13 protein-coding genes are annotated in these 14,311 nt (G+C 42.3%); 7 read left to right on the top strand and 6 right to left on the bottom strand.

The window, feature by feature from the left end; genetic code table 11:
• Window positions 1-3: 3 nt before the first annotated feature.
• The 4 genes from AC5FX4_RS11330 to AC5FX4_RS11315 are packed head-to-tail and all read left to right on the top strand — an operon-like array spanning window position 4 to window position 5,493.
• Complete coding sequence (locus tag AC5FX4_RS11330) at window positions 4-894, top strand: carbon-nitrogen hydrolase (RefSeq protein WP_493606492.1); 891 nt, start codon at window positions 4-6, stop codon at window positions 892-894.
• Between the two features lie 24 nt (window positions 895-918).
• Window positions 919-4,392: a transcription-repair coupling factor gene (gene mfd, locus AC5FX4_RS11325; RefSeq protein WP_493606491.1), complete on the top strand. Its 3,474-nt coding sequence runs from the start codon at window positions 919-921 to the stop codon at window positions 4,390-4,392.
• Entirely contained in the window at window positions 4,389-5,231 is an 843-nt protein-coding gene (locus tag AC5FX4_RS11320; protein ID WP_493606490.1) for a CsiV family protein, read from the top strand. Before mfd ends, AC5FX4_RS11320 begins: the two co-directional genes overlap by 4 nt.
• 13 nt (window positions 5,232-5,244) lie before the next feature.
• Window positions 5,245-5,493 (top strand): DUF3862 domain-containing protein, encoded by a 249-nt coding sequence (locus AC5FX4_RS11315; protein WP_493606489.1) that lies wholly within the window; start codon window positions 5,245-5,247, stop codon window positions 5,491-5,493.
• Between the two features lie 216 nt (window positions 5,494-5,709).
• Here the strand turns inward: AC5FX4_RS11315 and AC5FX4_RS11310 are convergent, their stop codons facing one another.
• The 4 genes from AC5FX4_RS11310 to AC5FX4_RS11295 all read right to left on the bottom strand — a co-directional run bounded on the left by AC5FX4_RS11310 (window position 5,710) and on the right by AC5FX4_RS11295 (window position 10,899).
• Window positions 5,710-6,912: an IS256 family transposase gene (locus AC5FX4_RS11310; protein ID WP_493605020.1), complete on the bottom strand. Its 1,203-nt coding sequence runs from the start codon at window positions 6,910-6,912 to the stop codon at window positions 5,710-5,712.
• 442 nt (window positions 6,913-7,354) lie between these two features.
• Window positions 7,355-8,593, bottom strand: a complete 1,239-nt coding sequence (locus tag AC5FX4_RS11305; protein ID WP_493606488.1) for an amidohydrolase family protein — start codon at window positions 8,591-8,593, stop codon at window positions 7,355-7,357.
• 12 nt (window positions 8,594-8,605) lie between these two features.
• Window positions 8,606-9,988 (bottom strand): amidohydrolase, encoded by a 1,383-nt coding sequence (locus AC5FX4_RS11300; protein ID WP_493606487.1) that lies wholly within the window; start codon window positions 9,986-9,988, stop codon window positions 8,606-8,608.
• Window positions 9,989-10,104: 116 nt separating this feature from the next.
• Window positions 10,105-10,899: a hypothetical protein gene (locus tag AC5FX4_RS11295; protein WP_493606486.1), complete on the bottom strand. Its 795-nt coding sequence runs from the start codon at window positions 10,897-10,899 to the stop codon at window positions 10,105-10,107.
• Between the two features lie 267 nt (window positions 10,900-11,166).
• On the opposite strand from AC5FX4_RS11295, the gene AC5FX4_RS11290 reads away from it, so the two are divergent.
• A complete protein-coding gene (locus tag AC5FX4_RS11290) occupies window positions 11,167-11,529 on the top strand; it encodes a DUF3718 domain-containing protein (RefSeq protein ID WP_493606485.1) in 363 nt (120 codons plus the stop codon).
• Window positions 11,530-11,592: 63 nt separating this feature from the next.
• On the opposite strand, the gene AC5FX4_RS11285 is transcribed toward AC5FX4_RS11290, so the two are convergent.
• The gene (locus AC5FX4_RS11285) at window positions 11,593-12,288 is read right to left on the bottom strand and encodes a DUF445 domain-containing protein (RefSeq protein WP_493606484.1); all 696 of its coding nucleotides are present in this window, start codon (window positions 12,286-12,288) and stop codon (window positions 11,593-11,595) included.
• Window positions 12,289-12,459: 171 nt separating this feature from the next.
• Here AC5FX4_RS11285 and AC5FX4_RS11280 point away from each other — a divergent pair, with 171 nt between their 5' ends.
• Together AC5FX4_RS11280 and AC5FX4_RS11275 are read left to right on the top strand one after the other, a co-directional pair.
• Window positions 12,460-13,314, top strand: coding sequence for a fructosamine kinase family protein (locus tag AC5FX4_RS11280; protein WP_493606483.1), 855 nt, complete (start codon window positions 12,460-12,462; stop codon window positions 13,312-13,314).
• Window positions 13,315-13,399: 85 nt separating this feature from the next.
• Complete coding sequence (locus AC5FX4_RS11275) at window positions 13,400-13,603, top strand: CPXCG motif-containing cysteine-rich protein (protein WP_493606482.1); 204 nt, start codon at window positions 13,400-13,402, stop codon at window positions 13,601-13,603.
• 36 nt (window positions 13,604-13,639) lie between these two features.
• On the opposite strand, the gene AC5FX4_RS11270 is transcribed toward AC5FX4_RS11275, so the two are convergent.
• On the bottom strand, window positions 13,640-14,275 hold the full coding sequence (locus AC5FX4_RS11270; protein WP_493606481.1) for a riboflavin synthase subunit alpha: 636 nt from the start codon (window positions 14,273-14,275) through the stop codon (window positions 13,640-13,642).
• Window positions 14,276-14,311: the final 36 nt, after the last annotated feature.

Below are 14,311 nucleotides of genomic sequence, written 5' to 3'. Positions count from 1 at the left end.
ATGATGAGTTCACAACTATTAAAAGTAGGTCTTGTTCAACATGCGAATAGCGGCAATCTTGCAGATAACGCAGCTAGAACTGAGCAAGGCATAAGAGATGCAGCCAAACAAGGTGCAAAACTCGTCGTGTTACAAGAGCTGCACCGTAGTTTGTATTTTTGCCAAGTTGAAGATACCGATTTGTTTGACTTAGCGGAACCAATTCCAGGGCCAAGCACTGAAACTTACGGTAAGCTCGCCAAAGAATTAGACATTGTGATCGTCACCTCGCTTTTTGAAAAACGCGCGACTGGCCTGTATCACAATACCGCAGTGGTTATCGAATCAGATGGCTCGATTGCTGGCAAATATCGTAAAATGCATATTCCTGATGATCCGGGTTTTTATGAAAAATTTTACTTTACCCCGGGCGATCTCGGCTTCACGCCAATTCATACATCAGTGGGTAAATTAGGCGTACTCGTATGTTGGGATCAATGGTTCCCTGAAGCAGCTCGTTTAATGGCTATGGCGGGTGCAGAGCTTCTAATTTACCCTACGGCAATCGGTTGGGACCCACGTGATGAAAAAGATGAGCAGATCCGTCAGCGTGATGCGTGGATCATTTCTCAACGTGCACATGCCGTGGCAAATGGTGTGCCTGTGATCAGTGTAAACCGTGTTGGTCACGAGCAAGATCCAAGTGGTCAAAGCGAAGGAATTCAATTTTGGGGTAACTCTTTTGTTGCTGGACCTCAAGGCGAAATGCTGATCCATGGTAGCGAGACCGAAGAACAAACGCTTGTCGTTGATATTGATCAAGCGCGTAGCGAGTCTGTTCGTCGCATTTGGCCATACCTAAGAGATCGCCGAATCGACCATTATGACGACCTTTGCAAAATCTATAGAGACTAAATAATAACAAAACAGGAGTGATCAATGGCATCTGCGCATTGGAGCGAATTACCGTGGGTTAAAGGCCCTACTGACAAAATTCATTGGGGCCAGTTAAGCGGTAGTGGCTTAAGTGTAGCGATAAGCTCTGGCATAGCACAGCATGCTGAACTAGTTGTCATCGTCACTCCAGATACTCCGTCAGCACTACGTTTAGAGACTGAGTTAGAGTACTTATTACCTCATCATTCGGTGATGGTGTTTCCTGATTGGGAGACTTTGCCTTATGACCACTTTTCACCACACCAAGACATTATTTCTCAACGCTTGGCATCGCTCAATGCGCTGAAACAGCAGAATCAAAGCGTATTAATCGTGCCGGTTTCAACCTTAATGCTGAGAACTGCACCACCGGCATTTATTTATGGGAATGCGCTTAAGTATAAAGTTGGTGACACTATAGATGCGCAGCGCCTAAAAACCGCACTCAGTGAGTCCGGCTACCGTCATGTACAGCAAGTCATGGAACACGGTGAATTTGCAGTGAGAGGCTCGATTGTCGATTTATACCCGATGGGTAGTAATACGCCCTATCGATTTGATTTTTTCGATGATGAGTTAGACAGCATTCGTTTGTTCGACATTGAAACGCAGCGCTCAAGCGACAAAGTGGATGCGATTGATTTACTGCCGGCGCATGAGTTTCCTACCAATGACGAAGACATTGAGCGTTTTCGCGTTGCCTACAGAGAAGCGTTTGGTGCAAGTGCTGAGCAAGACTCAATTTACATGCAAGTCTCGCGAGGTAACTGGCCTGCGGGTATTGAGTATTATTTACCTCTTTTTTACGAGTCGTTAGCCACCATTTTTGACTACCTACCCGAAAACGCAACTTTAATGCACCTTGGGAACATTGAAAACGCTGCTCAAGACTTTTGGCAAGATGTTGAAAAACGATATGAAAATAGACGGGTAGATCCACTTAGGCCACTACTTGAGCCAGCAAAGCTTTACCAACCAATTGAAGAGCTGTTCGCAAACTTTAATCGTTATGCACGGATCAGACTAAGTCAGGCAAAGCTAGGTACAAAGGCTGGGCATACAAACTTAGCGGCATATCCTTTGGCCGATATTCGTATCGACCATAAGCAAAGCGAACCGTACGCCAAATTGCTTGACTATGTAGCTGAGCAGAAAAAGCAAAAGGCACGGGTGCTATTTAGTGTTGAGTCAGACGGACGCCGTGAATCATTACTCACCCTGCTTAAACCAACAGGGCTAAAACTTAAAGAATTCGAGTGCCTAAATGATTTCCTCGCTCATAAATCAGATGTGGGTTTAATAGTTAGTCCACTTGAGCAGAGTGTTTATTTAGAAGGTAAATCACCACTTAGCATTGTCACTGAGCAAGAGTTGCTCGGCGTTAAAGTGTCACAACGTCGCCGACGTAAACACAAATACGAACAAGGCCAAGACGCACTGATCCGAAACTTGGCAGAACTAAAAGAAGGCCAACCCATCGTTCACCTAGACCACGGAGTCGGTCGGTATTTGGGGTTGCAAACAATTGATGCTGCAGGGGTGGCTACCGAGTTTGTGACCATCACTTACGCAAATGACGCTAAGCTGTATGTGCCCGTTTCTGCATTACATATGCTCAGCCGTTATTCTGGTGGCGAAGAAGCATCTGCACCACTACACAAACTAGGTTCAGACGTGTGGGAAAAAGCCAAACGTCGCGCCGCTGAAAAAGTGCGTGATGTAGCCGCCGAACTACTCGATATCTATGCAAAGCGCCAAAGTAAACCGGGCCATGGTTTTAAATTGGACGGTGCGTTGTATCGAGAGTTTTCTGGTAGTTTTCCATTTGAAGAAACAGATGACCAACGAAACGCCATTGAGGCTGTACTAGCTGATATGCAATCAAACCAAGCGATGGATCGATTGGTGTGTGGAGACGTTGGCTTTGGTAAAACGGAAGTAGCAATGCGTGCAGCTTTTGTGGCAATTAACGATAACAAACAAGTCGCGGTGCTTGTGCCAACCACCCTGCTTGCTCAACAACATTATGAAAACTTCAAAGACCGATTCGCAGACTTCCCGGTAGAAGTTGGCGTACTGTCACGTTTTAATAGCGCAAAAGAGCAAAAAGACACATTAGACAAATTACAAAGTGGCGCGATTGATATCGTTATTGGTACGCATAAGCTTATTCAAGAAAACATCAAATTTGCAGACTTAGGGCTGTTGATTGTCGATGAAGAGCATCGATTTGGTGTAAGACAAAAAGAAAAGATTAAGCAATTACGAGCCAATGTGGATATATTGACGCTTACCGCAACACCTATCCCACGTACGCTTAATATGGCAATGAGTGGCATGCGTGATCTATCCATTATCGCCACGCCGCCAGCCAAACGTCTCGCGGTAAAAACATTTGTTAAAGAACGTAACGATGAACTTATTCGAGAGGCAATACTGCGTGAAATAAAGCGTGGTGGTCAGGTTTATTTCTTACACAATGCCGTCGAGACTATCGATAAAACCGCTGCAGATCTCGCAGCACTGGTGCCAGAAGCAAGTATCGCCGTTGCACACGGACAAATGCGTGAACGAGAGCTTGAACAACTAATGAGTGATTTTTACCACCAGAAGCACAATGTTCTGGTGTGTACCACAATTATCGAAACAGGTATTGATATTCCAACCGCTAATACCATTTTGATGGACAGAGCAGACAAACTTGGTCTTGCGCAAATGCACCAATTACGTGGCCGTGTAGGCAGAAGCCACCATCAGGCATATGCGTATTTGCTGACTCGTAGTACAGCCTCTTTAACAAAAGATGCGGTCAAACGACTACAAGCCATTGAGTCTTTAGAGGATCTCGGTGCAGGTTTTGCGCTTGCAACACACGATTTAGAGATCAGGGGTGCTGGTGAACTGTTAGGCGATGATCAAAGTGGTCAAATCCAATCCGTAGGTTTCAACTTATATATGGAAATGCTCGACCAAGCAGTTCAAGCTCTCAAAGAAGGCAAAGAGCCCACACTTGAAAACTTGTTACAGCAGCATAGTGATGTCGATCTGAAAATCCCTGCACTGTTACCTGATGATTACATTCCTGATGTAAATATGCGCTTAAGTATGTATAAACGTATCGCCAGTGCTAAAGATAATCAAGAACTCGATGAGTTACAGGTTGAGCTTATTGATCGCTTTGGACTACTGCCAGATGCAGCTAAAAACCTCTTTACGGTACAACTACTTAAACTAAAAGCCAGTGCTTTAGGTGTCAGTAAAGTTGAAGCTAATGTTAAAGGTGGTTATTTCGAGTTTAATGCCTCGACAAAAGTTAACCCAACGTTCATCATAGCTTTGATACAAAGTAACCCTTCAATCTACAAAATGGAAGGCGCGAACAAACTACGTTTCGCCATTGAAGAAAAAAATGGTCAAGCGCGTTTGAAACTAATTAATGCCATGATGGAAGACTTTGAGAAGAAGGCTGTTGCATGAAGCACCACTTAACATCACTACTATTTGCATTCACCACTCTCACCTATTCCAATAGTGCGCTTGCAGTACGCTGGTTCGAGGTCGAAATGATTGCATTTGAACAGCAGCCAGCGCCATTACTGCGTGAAGACTTTACCTTAGAACATGACAACATAGAGGGTAACAATCAGTTAGATTTACTCACGAAAGGCTTTAATGCTCAAGGACAGCAATATTGCTTACAAGGTGACTCAGAATTCGATTTTCGTTCTCTTAGTGAACAATTAAGCGACATTGGCTCATCACGTGCGTGTCGACCCGATGATAACTATATCAGCCGTTTTGATCGCTTGCCTCTGTCACCGTATGCTGAACCACAAGAGCACATGGAGCACATCTACCTACTAGCCAAAGAGCAATATCAATTTGATAGTGTGTTAAAAAAGCTCAACCGTTTAGGATTAAGACCAATACTGCATACTGGGTGGCGCTTTCCAGAGCAAAGCAAACGCAGAGCGCCCTTTATTAAAATCTTTGCCGGAAAAAAATATCCATCGCCGATAAGCCAAAGACTGTCAAATACAATACAAACTTTGGGATATTCAGGACTTCTGCTACAACCATTTGAGACAATCCAAGAAGCTGAGCCAGACCACTGGCAGCTGGAAGGATTAATAAAGATCCATGTAAAACACTATTTGTACGTGACAACAAATTTAGATATACGCTATGACAACGAAGATTCACATGTAAACAAAGCGCGCATGTCACAATTCACGCGCGTGTACAGTGGAGATATTCATTATCTTGATCACCCTAAATTCGGGGTTATCTTCCAAATTAGAAAATACAAACACTAAGAACGGGCATATTATGAAAAAACTATTATTAGCTACCGCAATACTGACTTTGGCTGGTTGTTCTAAAGTTAATATGGAAAACTATAACAAAGTAAAAGTGGGTATGGATAAAGCAGAAATAGAAGCTATTTTAGGCTCTGCTGATCAATGTGAGGAGAAAACCTTACATACAAATTGCACCTGGGGTAACGAAGATAAACATATTAAGGTGACATTGGTATCAGATAAAGTAACGCTTTATACCAAGAAAGGTCTTGAGTAAATCCTAACAAAAAAGAGCGCTAATCAGCGCTCTTATCTATCGTCTGTTGCCCTATTAAAACGGCTCTGGGCAAGTATGACCTCTACCACATGTGAATGCCCAAAAGTCGGTTAAACGATTTACTGCACCACCAGCAACAGCAGGCGTTAATTTTTGAGAAATAGCTTTGTCTTCCGATAACGAGGGCGTTCAGAATTCTGTGTCAGCTAATTTTGGCTAGATATCTAAGACATCATCCAAGCGCCCATCAAAATGAATCGCCAGTTGAGACAATGTCATATTCCAGTTTTGAATTGGCATTGTCCATTTCTTAGAAGCATTCAATATCCCAGCATACAGTAGCTTAAGCAAGCTGTTTTCGTTTGGGAAGCCGCCTTTAGTCTTGGTCAGCTTACGGAACTGGCGATGTACAGCCTCGATAGCGTTCGTGGTATAGATGGCCTTGCGAACGTACTCTGGATACTTAAAATAAACGGACAGGTTTGCCCACTTGTTTCGCCAAGAACGGAGCACTATCGGGTAATGTTGACCCCATTTGGACTCTAAACGCTCAAGTTCCATCTCTGCTGCTTCTTTGCTCACAGCGCGGTAAACTGGTTTTAGATCAGCCATGAACTCCTTTTGATGTTTGGAAGCGACGTACTTCATAGAGTTGCGGATCTGATGAATAACGCATTGCTGAACTTCTGTATTTGGGTAAATAGTTGCAATAGCTTCAGGGAAGCCTGTCAGGCCATCCACGCAGGCTATCAGGATATCTTCAACGCCACGGTTATGCAGATCCGTTAGTACAGATAGCCAGTAGTTCGCGCCTTCTGACTCGGATAGATACAGACCAAGCAGCTCCTTCTTGCCTTCGACGTTTAAGCCTAAGATAGTGTACACCGCTTTGCTGACATAGCGGCCATCTTCCTTAATTTTGTAGTGGATAGCATCAAGCCAGACGAACGGATAGAGCGCATCTAATGGTCGTTGCTGCCATTCTTTCAATTCGGGTATCAAACAGTCGGTAACGCCTGTGATGGTAGCCTCAGAAACGTCAATACCATACATATCTTCAACATGGCCGCGGATATCACGATAGCTCATGCCAAGCGAAAACATGGATAAGATCTTGCGGTCGATCTCATCAGTTAACTTAGTCTGGTTTTTCTTAACTAGCTTTGGCTCAAATGAGCCTGCACGGTCACGCGGGGTATCCAGTTCAAAAGTGCCTACTGAAGATTTAACGGTTTTCTTACTGGAACCATTTTTACGGTTAGGCTGCTCATCATCTACAAGGTGTTGTTCCAGCTCTGCTTTTAAGGCAGCTTCAGTGATCTGTTTGATAAGAGGGGTTAAAAAACCATCTTTGCCTGTCAGATCTTGCCCTGACTGAAGGGCTTTAATGGCTTGTTCTAAATCGAAGTCTTTGGTCATGTGTCATTCCTGTTTTCTTAATGATACTGAAATGACACAGATTTCTAAACACTACCCCGATAACTGCTTCATGCTCTTTTTTGTACTTTTAGTTTTAATTTCATGTCTAATCCTTATTCCTGAATATTAAAGCTTATATTCTATAAGCGAATTTATAATAACTTAACCGCAAGCACTTCTCAAACAAATCCGTTAGATATAACAAAATATTCTTATAGACAATATTAATATTAATGAAATTTTATTCACATTTTCCTTGCATACTTATTTAATACAGGTCGGAATAATGAGGGAAAGCATCTTTAACTTTTGAGTCGTTAGATTATTTACAACAACTAATAGAGCTATATAAATTTTAAATCCACACTTAACTTTTTAAACACATAAAAAAACGCCATTCAATTTAATGAATGGCGTTCATTATTTACAATATCATATTGTATTATTTAGTATATGCTCGTGGCATTTTAGAGTCAGTCGTATAACGCTCACGTAGCTTGTCGTGACGTGATTCAGTAGACACTTCTTCACCGTTGATCCACATCTTGTTGACGTGTGTACTCAACTCAAATGGATCTGAGCTCCACAGTACCAGATCAGCTCGCGCGCCCACTGCAATTTTACCGCCTTCAATGCCAAATGCATCTGCAACGTTGCTCGTTACAGCTTTAATTGCGTAGTCGTGATCTAAACCATTTGAAACAGCGATACCTGCGTCAAAACGTAGTTGATACAAGTTATGGCTCGCATCTCCAAATACAGATAGAATTACCTTCACGCCTGCTTTTTCAAGTTTGCCTGCATTTTCTAAACTTGCATGCATTGCATCAAAATCAGAAGGTAAGTTGGCTACGCCACTGACAATCACTGGGATCTCTGCTTTAGCTAACTCGTCCGCTAGCAAAACAGCATCAGAACCACCATACATGATAACGTTGATAGCAAATTTTTCTTTTAATTTGATCACATTTAAAATGTCAGAACCACGATATGTTTCGATAACAACTGGCATTTCACCTTTAAGTACAGCCGTTAGAACACGTTCCTCACCACTAGGCTTATCTGCGTCCTTTTTATCTTTATCTGACTTTTTGTTTAGCTTAGCTTGCTGTCCTTCCAATTTTTCTGAGAACTGTTGGAAACTCAAAGCACGCGAGCCTTTGTCTTTAGAACCAAGTGACACAACTAATGCAGTATGCTTGTCGGTGACGCTTTCAAAGTCACCACTTAAGTCCGCTGTGAATGCCAACCCACTAAAAATGCTTTCATAATTGACTGGTGCTGCAATATTTTGCGTTATTCCGCCTTTTCTCGCATATGGGATAAGTGAACTGCGAGGGTTAAATGCATAACTTGGATCAAAGTCTAATCCGGCCTTTTCATCAGCCATATCGCGAGAGCGCGCCACCGCCCCCACTTCAACTAAACCAAGTTGATTCATCGCGCCAATAAAGCCTGGTGTTAAGATTGCGCCGTTTGCGTCAACAGTTACGTCTGCTGTTACATTACTTGGGTTAATCGCTTTGACCTTACCGTTTTCGATAACGACTGTTGCGTTAGTCAAAACGCCCTGCTCTGTTGCAGTATGTACCGTCGCACCTGTAATGGCTGTAACTTGAGCAAATGCAGCCGAACTTGCGAGCAAAGCACCGGTGATCATAGATAATTTAAATTTCATCATGGGGTACTCTCCTTATCGTTGGCCTAACATGAAATCACTAACTGCTTGGTATTTCTCGTCTGTACGGTCATATACTTTTGCACCATCGATATAAACACGCTCTGCTTTGGCATAAACGCTAAATGGGTTTTTGTCCCAAATAACAACATCAGCCTGCTTGCCTTGCTCAATTGAGCCTGTTTTATCTTGAACACCTAGAGACTTAGCTGCATTAAATGTGATCCATTTAATTGCGTCTTGTTCTTTTAGGTTAAAGCCCTTTTGATTTGCCGTGTACATGATTTTGCCAGCTTCTTGGTTCAGACGCTGAATTGTGGTGTCTGAATCTGAGTGAACAACAGCACAAGAGTTCTTAACGGCATCAACTATGGCCACGTTTTCTTGTACCATGTCATAGGCTTCCATCTTAAAGCCCCACCAATCTGGCCAAAGTGCCGCACAGTTATTGTTTTGCGCAAGCAAATCCGCAATCTTGTATGCTTCAATACCGTGGTGGAATGTACCTGAGTGATAATTAAACTCTTTACCCAAGTCAATCATCATTGCCATTTCTTCTGCTTTATAGCAGTGGTTGTGGATTAAGATCTCGCCATCTAGTACACCTCTGAGTGTGTCTAGTTTGATGTCACGCTCTGGCGCATCTGGATTCATACCAGCCGCATATTCTTGCTCGTAACGTTCCCAAGCGCGCTTATATTCTGTCGCTTGTGCCCAAGCTGCACGGTAACCTGCCATATTGCCCATACGCGTGTAAGGCGCTTCACCTTTGGAACCATAAACACGTTTAGGGTTTTCACCACACGCCATTTTCAAGCCGTATGGCGCTTCAGGAAACTTCATGCCCTGCATCGTATGCGCAGGCACGTTTTTAAGCGTCACGCTGCGGCCACCAAACAAGTTGGCTGAACCTGGTAAAATTTGGAGTGTCGTAATGCCACCTTCACGCGCACGGTTAAAGCCAGGATCTTGAGGCCAAACTGAGTGCTCTACCCACACTTGCGCAGTATTCGGGCTGATCATTTCGTTACCATCTTGGTGAGATTCTACTTGAGGGCTTGGGTAAGCGCCTAAATGAGAGTGCACATCAATGATACCTGGTGTGATCCATTTACCTTGTGCATCTACCGTGTTGTCAGCAGATACACTCAAGTCTTTTCCTACTTGGCTAATTTTGCCATCTACGATAAAAACATCCGCATCATCAATACGCTCACCTGTACCGGTAAGCACCGTAGCGTTAGTGATCAGAGTTGATCCTGCCTTCATCGGTTGATACGTGCTTGGGTAGGGGTTTTTATTTATTGTTACTTTTTCTTTTTGCGGGCCCTTATCTTGGCAACCCGTTAGTGCAGCAGCCATTGCCAGCACCAATATGGAGGGAGCAAATTTTTGCATTGTTTTATCTCTATTGTTTTTTTCACGTTAACTGTATCGAAACTTACCACATATTGCGATGTAAAACGCCAAAATCGCAATTATATACGATGAACGTCTCACACTTTGTTGTATGCTCAACTTTCTATGTAATCCCGGTAAAGCTTAGCAAGTGCGGCGTCTATGTCTAACTTTGCATCTCTTTTCATAAGGCTGTCTGTCGCTCGGGCCACAAAGTCAGAGTTTTGTTTGTGCTCTTTGGCAAATTGCAGGATTTTGTTCTTTGCGACATCCAACGTCTTAGGTTTACTATGACGATGTTCATATTGGCTCAATGCCTTGTCAAAATCACCATGACATTCTTGTACCAATAAATCGTAAAAATCGCTTTTATTAAGTTGAAATTCCTCGACACTGTAGGTCAATGCAGCTTGGAAAGTAGAAAACTCGATATTATTTACATAAAAAGATGTTTGGTGCACAAACTGGAGGGCTTGTGCGTCGTCACATTCAAGTGCAAACGGTGCATGAGCGAGTCTTTGGCTTGCTTCCTCTCCCAATCTCATACCAGCCTGAATGCTATGACTAAACTCTGGGCTCATTTCATCAAGCTCATCATCCCGCCACATATGAAATACCTTCAGTGCCTTAGCATATTTTTTTGCAAGTTTTTGTTTTAGCTTTGCCACTCTAACTTGTAACAACAAAGTACGCTCGTTGTGTAACAGTGCAAAACATTCGTAGCAAGAAGGTACATTAATAAAGTCTGCAGTTTCATTGAATTCTAGAATCAGCTCAGCACAATCTAATGGCGGGCAGTAATCAGTATGGGTTGCTTCACAACCACAGTAATAGCAATTTTTTGCATCAGCCCAGTGCTTTGCGACACCACTTTTGTAATATCGTTTGAGTTTTGTGTTCTTCGTTGTCATTTCATTCTGTCAATTGTTCAGCATTGGTAATTGTTGATAACTGCGGTTTGCACCCATGATACGAACTTGTAAACAGTCAATTTTAGTGAAAAATCATTCTGAAAACTGTGTCAGAAATCTCCATTATTTATTATATTTTTCAGTAAGTTAATAATAGCCTGTTACACTCACATACTTACTTACATTCTTACAGCGTTGCTTTACAACTTCAATTTTAATTTGGGTAATACTTACTCTCGAACCCAATAAAAGTAACGGAGAAATATCATGAACAAGTTAACAATGTTATGTGCAGCATCAATTTTAACTGGTTTAAGCGCTATTCCAGCCCACGCAACTGAATTTGTCGCAGCAGACAATACGATAGAAACAACCTTGTGTATGGCTGTTGCCAATAATCGTTCTTTAACGCTGAGAAAAACAATGGCAAAGAACCGCATTACGCATAAAGTAATGAACGATGCACTCGAATGTAATGGCCATAGCGTTGCCGAGTTTGTTTCAATCTACAATCTAAACAATACAGCAGGTTTACTAGGTATCGATGTTAATGCCCATACCCATATTCGCGATTTATCTGCACAAGTTGATAGTGATACAACGACCTTGGTTGTTTCAGGGTCTAAATAATGATTGTTAATAAGCGAACACTGGTCAAACTCCCTGAGTAGTCCAGTGTTCATTATTTTTGCCCTAACTTATAAACGCAGCAACAAGTCCAAATAAACCACCGAATACCCCACCCCAAACAACTAGCCAGCCTAAGTGCGTTTTGATCATGTTTTGCACTATCTCTTTGACCATATCAGGTGTTAATTCCTCAAGTCGGTGCTCAACGGCTTTTTCAATCGTGCTAAAAACGACGTCAGCGCTGTGGCCACTGCTCAATTCATCTTTGAGTAACTGTTTAAATTTTTCTTCTTCGGTAATATCAATGAGCGCGTCTTGCATTTTATCTACAAAAGAATCTTTCATTGGTACCAACGCTTCGTTACCGCCCAGCATGGCCAGCATAGGCCCAAATTGAGAAGATTCAATAACCTGCATCAACTTGTCAAAAGCGGGTGACAAATCAACTTTTTTTATCACTGGCGTTAGGTTTAACGTGTTTTGCTGCTTTTCCAAAAGCTTTGCCACCTTTTCTTGGCTGAAAAACTCTTGCAAAATAAGCACACTGATTGACTCTTTAAACTCTTTAAACTTTAACTTAATCACGCCTGAGCCATACAAAAATGGCACTTTTTCAAATAACATATGAATCGCAAGCAAGTTAGTCATCGCCCCCGATAACGCAAAGATCCCAACGGAAAAAACCACAGGCAACGATGCGAAGTAGCCAATTAAAACCGCGACAAGTGCGAATGAATTCGTTATGAAACTTTTATTCACCCCAACCTCCTAAAAAATTCAATGGCGCATTTTATACTTTAAGTTTTGCTAAATATAGCGCTGTGCATTGCAAAATCGGTGCAAATTACAATTATATTGAATGCTTTAGTTGAGATCCGTGATTTTTGAACCATAGTTTGAATTAGGTTTCGATTGTCTAGGGTTCTCACGATGTGGAATGTCGTCAACCAATACATTTCTGATGCGTTACACCAACCATTCTCTTTCAACTACAAAGAGCAATTGCGTAGCAGCGATACAGAAAAGCGCTTTCATATTGCCAATGATGAACATCAATATCTGGTGAAAGTTGATTTGATTGGCGCGCTAGAAAGGTTTGAAACTGAATCACACGCTCGTGACCTGCTTATTAGAGACAGTGATTTTTTAGTCGCCGATACCATCACAATTGGCACCACACTGGAGTTCAGCTTTATTGTCTTGGAACTCATTCCTCATACACAGGGCGCTGAGAATTGGCAAGATTGCGCACGTTTACTTGCCAAAATGCACAATCGATTTGAACAAGAGATGTTTGGCTTGGAAGAAGACGGCTATATACAACACCTTATTCAACCAAACCAATGGCATAAAAAGTGGGAAACGTTTTTTGCCGAAGAGCGCATTGGTTGGCAGCTTCAGCTACTCAAAGAAAAAGGCATTGAGTTGGTCAACATTGACGACTTTGTGATCACCATCAAGTCACTTTTGTCCCACCCATGCAGCCCTTCTTTACTTCATGGTAATTTTTGGAAAGGCAACATCTATTTTAGCGATGGCAAGCCCTGTTTAGATAACCCTGCGTGTTACTATGGCGATCGTGAAATTGACTTAGCGATGAGTGAATTGTTCGCGCCGCTCCCCGAAACCTTTTACGATACCTATAACACTGAGTTTGAACTTCACGCTGGTTATGAGCTCAGAAAACCCATCTACCAACTCTACCCTATTTTGCTATATGCAAATCTATATGCCGGAGACTACCTCAATCAGGCGCAAAAAAGGGTTAATGAAATATTAAAGTAGCTGTAATACAGCTTTCATAATTGCATATACTGCTATAATGAAGTGAGTGCAATCGCTAAGGGTTTTCGCCCTTTTGGAGAGCAATATGAAAGCGCTGTATGATCAAAGAATTACATGCCCTCACTGTGGACATCATGTGTACGTGAGTCTTGATGCAAGCGAAGGTGATCAAGACTTTTATGAGGACTGCGCTGCTTGCTGTAACGCCATTCATTTCAATATGCATATAGACCAAGCTAGAAATAAACTTGAGCTTCATATTGATAGCGACGACGAGCAGATCTTTTAGCTGATGAGCTTGCAGCATGTGCAAGCTCATCGAATTTTATTGGTTATAGCTTTGTTTTCTAAGGTAATTTTCAACTGTATTAATAATAGTATAGGTTTGTTGGTCTACTTCAATGTTAACCCAATCACCTTCTTGCAACCTACCAATGTTGGTAATGTTCAATGTTTCAGGGATCAAGTGAAGCCAAAACCCACCTTGTTCAATTTGGCCAACAGTTAAACTTGCGCCATTAACACAAACAAAGCCTTTATACAGAACAAATTTAAGCCAATGCTCAGGCAGCTCGATGTGAATTCGACAGTTGTCCGCTTCTTTGATTATGGTTGTGACTTGCGCTGCACAATGAACATGGCCCGAAACAATGTGTCCGCCCAATTCAGTACCGATTGTCACTGAGCGTTCAAAGTTAACTCTGCTTCCTCGTACCAATAAACCAAGGTTGGTTAACTGAAGTGTTTCGTCTATGACGTCGAAATAAACCTGACCAACAACATCATGACGGTGAACTTCATACTTTACAACCGTTAAGCAGCAGCCATTGATAGCGATACTTGCGCCAATATCGAGGTGGTTTAAATATTCAATTCCAACTGATATACCCAGTCGAAGTACGCCATCCACATGTGTAACGCCAATCACAGTCGCTTGGGTTTGAACAATTCCAGTAAACATGGTTTCCCTTGACAGTTTTAACTAGGCGCATCATAC

The sequence above is a fragment of the Pseudoalteromonas sp. ATL1 genome, from assembly GCF_058933015.1.
This window is presented reverse-complemented; position numbering and strand designations above follow the sequence as displayed.

Excerpts from the sequence above, each read along its gene's own strand:
- AC5FX4_RS11330 (WP_493606492.1), top strand. The coding sequence starts at position 4 with ATGAGTTCACAACTATTAAAAGTAGGTCTTGTTCAACATGCGAATAGC.
- mfd (WP_493606491.1), top strand. The coding sequence starts at position 919 with ATGGCATCTGCGCATTGGAGCGAATTACCGTGGGTTAAAGGCCCTACT.
- AC5FX4_RS11320 (WP_493606490.1), top strand. The coding sequence starts at position 4,389 with ATGAAGCACCACTTAACATCACTACTATTTGCATTCACCACTCTCACC.
- AC5FX4_RS11315 (WP_493606489.1), top strand. The coding sequence starts at position 5,245 with ATGAAAAAACTATTATTAGCTACCGCAATACTGACTTTGGCTGGTTGT.
- AC5FX4_RS11310 (WP_493605020.1), bottom strand. The coding sequence starts at position 6,912 with ATGACCAAAGACTTCGATTTAGAACAAGCCATTAAAGCCCTTCAGTCA.
- AC5FX4_RS11305 (WP_493606488.1), bottom strand. The coding sequence starts at position 8,593 with ATGATGAAATTTAAATTATCTATGATCACCGGTGCTTTGCTCGCAAGT.
- AC5FX4_RS11300 (WP_493606487.1), bottom strand. The coding sequence starts at position 9,988 with ATGCAAAAATTTGCTCCCTCCATATTGGTGCTGGCAATGGCTGCTGCA.
- AC5FX4_RS11295 (WP_493606486.1), bottom strand. The coding sequence starts at position 10,899 with ATGACAACGAAGAACACAAAACTCAAACGATATTACAAAAGTGGTGTC.
- AC5FX4_RS11290 (WP_493606485.1), top strand. The coding sequence starts at position 11,167 with ATGAACAAGTTAACAATGTTATGTGCAGCATCAATTTTAACTGGTTTA.
- AC5FX4_RS11280 (WP_493606483.1), top strand. The coding sequence starts at position 12,460 with ATGTGGAATGTCGTCAACCAATACATTTCTGATGCGTTACACCAACCA.
- AC5FX4_RS11275 (WP_493606482.1), top strand. The coding sequence starts at position 13,400 with ATGAAAGCGCTGTATGATCAAAGAATTACATGCCCTCACTGTGGACAT.
- AC5FX4_RS11270 (WP_493606481.1), bottom strand. The coding sequence starts at position 14,275 with ATGTTTACTGGAATTGTTCAAACCCAAGCGACTGTGATTGGCGTTACA.